The organism is Micromonospora sp. ATCC 39149 (assembly GCF_000158815.1).
Classification (GTDB): Bacteria; Actinomycetota; Actinomycetes; order Mycobacteriales; family Micromonosporaceae; genus Micromonospora.
Genome location: NZ_GG657738.1, coordinates 3973142 through 3975983 on the forward strand (window position 1 = coordinate 3973142; position 2842 = coordinate 3975983).

General features: G+C 74.7%; 3 protein-coding genes and 1 pseudogene. 2 read left to right on the plus strand and 2 right to left on the minus strand.

Translation table 11 applies throughout. The features are described 5' to 3' along the window. Positions 1-601: pseudogene (locus tag MCAG_RS17025) on the minus strand (hypothetical protein); the annotation flags it as partial. Between the two features lie 84 nt (positions 602-685). Between MCAG_RS17025 and MCAG_RS17030 the strand changes: the two are divergent. Together MCAG_RS17030 and MCAG_RS17035 are read left to right on the plus strand one after the other, a co-directional pair. After that, positions 686-1366, plus strand: a complete 681-nt coding sequence (locus MCAG_RS17030) for an HAD family hydrolase (protein WP_007074224.1) — start codon at positions 686-688, stop codon at positions 1364-1366. Continuing rightward, on the plus strand, positions 1338-1724 hold the full coding sequence (locus MCAG_RS17035; protein WP_007074225.1) for a cold-shock protein: 387 nt from the start codon (positions 1338-1340) through the stop codon (positions 1722-1724). Before MCAG_RS17030 ends, MCAG_RS17035 begins: the two co-directional genes overlap by 29 nt. Here MCAG_RS17035 and MCAG_RS17040 read toward each other — a convergent pair. Next, positions 1685-2593: a 1,4-dihydroxy-6-naphthoate synthase gene (locus tag MCAG_RS17040; protein ID WP_007074226.1), complete on the minus strand. Its 909-nt coding sequence runs from the start codon at positions 2591-2593 to the stop codon at positions 1685-1687. The genes MCAG_RS17035 and MCAG_RS17040 overlap by 40 nt on opposite strands. Positions 2594-2842: the final 249 nt, after the last annotated feature.

Genomic DNA, 2842 nt, shown 5'->3' on the forward strand with positions numbered 1-2842 from the left:
TCCGGCGGGACGCTGTCCTCCGCGCCGAGCGGCGGGGCCTGGAGCGCGCCGGGGGCACGCTGCCCACCGGCGGGCCGGCAGCGAGCCGGTCCAGGATCGCCCGGGCCGACGGGGGCGCGGCCAGCAGCGCGCGGCGCAGCTTCGCCGGGTCCGCGCAGAGGGCCGCCGTGCGCGGGTCCAGCTCCGTCGCGGGCCTGCCCAGCCCCGCCGGGTACGGGGCGACCTCGTCGACGCCGTCCACCACGCGCAGGGCGTGCTCGGGGCCGTACAGCAGGAAGAGCGCGCGGAGCCTGTTCACCGCGCCCCGGATGGTGGCCGGCGCCGGCGGTCGTGGCCCGGCGGTGGCCATGGCGAGGACGGCCTCGGTGGAGGTGGTGCCGTCGTCCGGGGCCCGGGTGAGCCGGGCGGCGTCGAGGATCTGGAGGGTGAACTGGTCCAGACCGTCCAACGCCCGGGCCACCGAGACCCGGGACTGGGCCCGGACCGCGAGCGCGGACACGTCGGCCGGCACGGGCACGACGAGGTCCGGCCGCAGCTGGAGGAGGGCGGCCAGGGAGGCGTCGGGCAGCGTCCGCAAGTGATCGGCGAGTGAGGTGGTCATCGTCGTTCCACGCTAGCCCGGGTCGGGGTCCTCGCGCCCCTCGGACGTCCGGCTGGACCCGCGCCGGCCGGGTAGGTTCTCGGCATGCCCCCGCTTACCGTCGGTTTCGACCTCGACATGACCCTCGTCGACTCCCGCCCCGGCATCGCCGCGGCGTACCGGGCGCTCACCGCGCGCACCGGCGTGCCCGTGGACGCCGACGCGGCGGTGTCCCGGCTGGGCCCGCCGCTGCGGGTGGAGATCGCCCGGTGGTTCCCGCCCGAGCGGGTCGAGTCGGCCGTCGCGGCGTTCCGCGAGCTGTACCCGGCGTACGCGATCACCCCGACCCTGCCGATGCCCGGCGCGGTCGCGGCCATCGAGGCCGTGCACTCCCACGGCGGCCGGGTGCTGGTGGTCACCTCGAAGATGGGCCGGCTGGCCCGGCTGCACCTGGAGCATCTCGGGCTGGCCGTCGACGAGCTGGCCGGCGACCTGTTCGCCGAGGAGAAGGCGACGGCGCTGCGCGCGCACGGCGCGAACCTGTACGTCGGCGACCACACCGCCGACATGGTCGCCGCTCAGGCGGCCGGCATCCCGGGCGTGGCGGTCGCCACCGGCCCCTGTTCGGCCGACGAACTGCGTTCGGCCGGGGCCGACCTGGTTTTGGCCGACCTCACCGGATTCCCGGCGGCGCTGGCGGCCATGATCCGGCTAGCCTTGGGGCAGTACACGTCTCAAGTGAAGCAGGGGTTCTCAGGTGCCGACGGGTCGAGTGAAGTGGTATGACGCGGCCAAGGGATACGGGTTCGTCACCAGCGACGAGGGTGGCGACGTGTTCCTGCCGAAGGGCGCGCTACCGGCGGGTGTCACCGACCTCAAGGGTGGTCAGCGGGTCGACTTCAGTGTGGTGGACAGCCGCCGGGGCGCCCAGGCGATGGGGGTCAAGCTGCTGGAGGCCCCGCCCTCGGTGGCGGAGTTGCGCCGTCGGCCGGCGGAGGAATTGCACGGCCTCGTGGAAGACATGATCAAGGTGCTGGAGGCGAAGGTCCAGCCGGACCTGCGGCGGGGTCGCTTCCCCGACAAGAAGACGGCGCAGAAGATCGCTCAGCTCGTCCACGCGGTCGCGCGCGAGCTGGAGGTCTGAGGGCCGGCGATCCGGGGTACGAGCCCGGCGTCGGCGGCCCGGCCCAGCAGCGCCTCCACGGCGGCGAGCCCCGCGTCCCCCAGGTCCGCGGTGAACTCGTTGACGTAGAGGGCGATGTGTCGGTCCACCACGTCGGGCTCCATCTCCTGCGCGTGGGAGAGCACGTACCGTCGGCTCGCCTCCGGGTCGGCCCACGCCTGGCGTACCGACTCGCGGATCCAGCCGGCCGCCTCGACCGGGTCGACCGCGCCCCGGCGGGCCAGGATCGCGCCGAGCGGGATCGGCAGGCCCGTGTCGCCCTCCCACCACTCGCCGAGGTCGACGAGGGCGGTCAGCCCGTGCCTCGGGTACGTGAACCGGGCCTCGTGGATCACCAGCCCGGCGTCGTACCGGCCGGCGGCCACCGCCGGCATGATCTCGTGGAACGGGACCACCTCGATCCGCGCCGGGGGTCGCCCGGCCGACCAGAGCCGGAACAGCAGGTACGCCGTGGTCCGGTCCCCGGGCACCGCCACCGTCGCCCCGCTCAGGTCGGCGCGATCCGCGCTGCCGGCCTGGGCGCTGCCGGCCCGCGGGCTGCCGGCCTGGGCGCTGCCGGCCTGGGCGGGCCGGGTGAGCACCAGCGGCCCGCAGCCGCGGCCGAGCGCGCCCCCGCAGGGCAGCAGGTGGTAGTCGTCCAGCAGCCACGGCAGCGCGGCGTAGCTCACCTTGACAAGGTCGAACGCGCCCCGCTCTGCGGCGGTGTTCGTGACGTCCACGTCCGCGTAGGTCACCTCGACCGGCGGCGCGCCGGGCACCCGGCCATGCACCAGGGCGTCGAAGACGAACGTGTCGTTGGGGCAGGGCGAGATCGCCAGGGTGAGCGCCACGCCCCCACCGTATCCCCGCCCTCGTCCGATCCCCGTCCCCCCGTCCCCGTTCTGGGCGTGGGCGGGTGGGCGTCACCCTGGTGGCTCTTTCTGCCGCCTATGGAGCTGCCCGCACAGACGGGGCAACTGGAAACCAGCACGAATCTCCCGTCAAGATCGACCCAGGAGGCGGCCGTATGCTCCTGCCGGACAGCGGACAGCGGACAGCGGACAGCGGACAGCGGACAGCGGACAGCGGACAGCCGACAG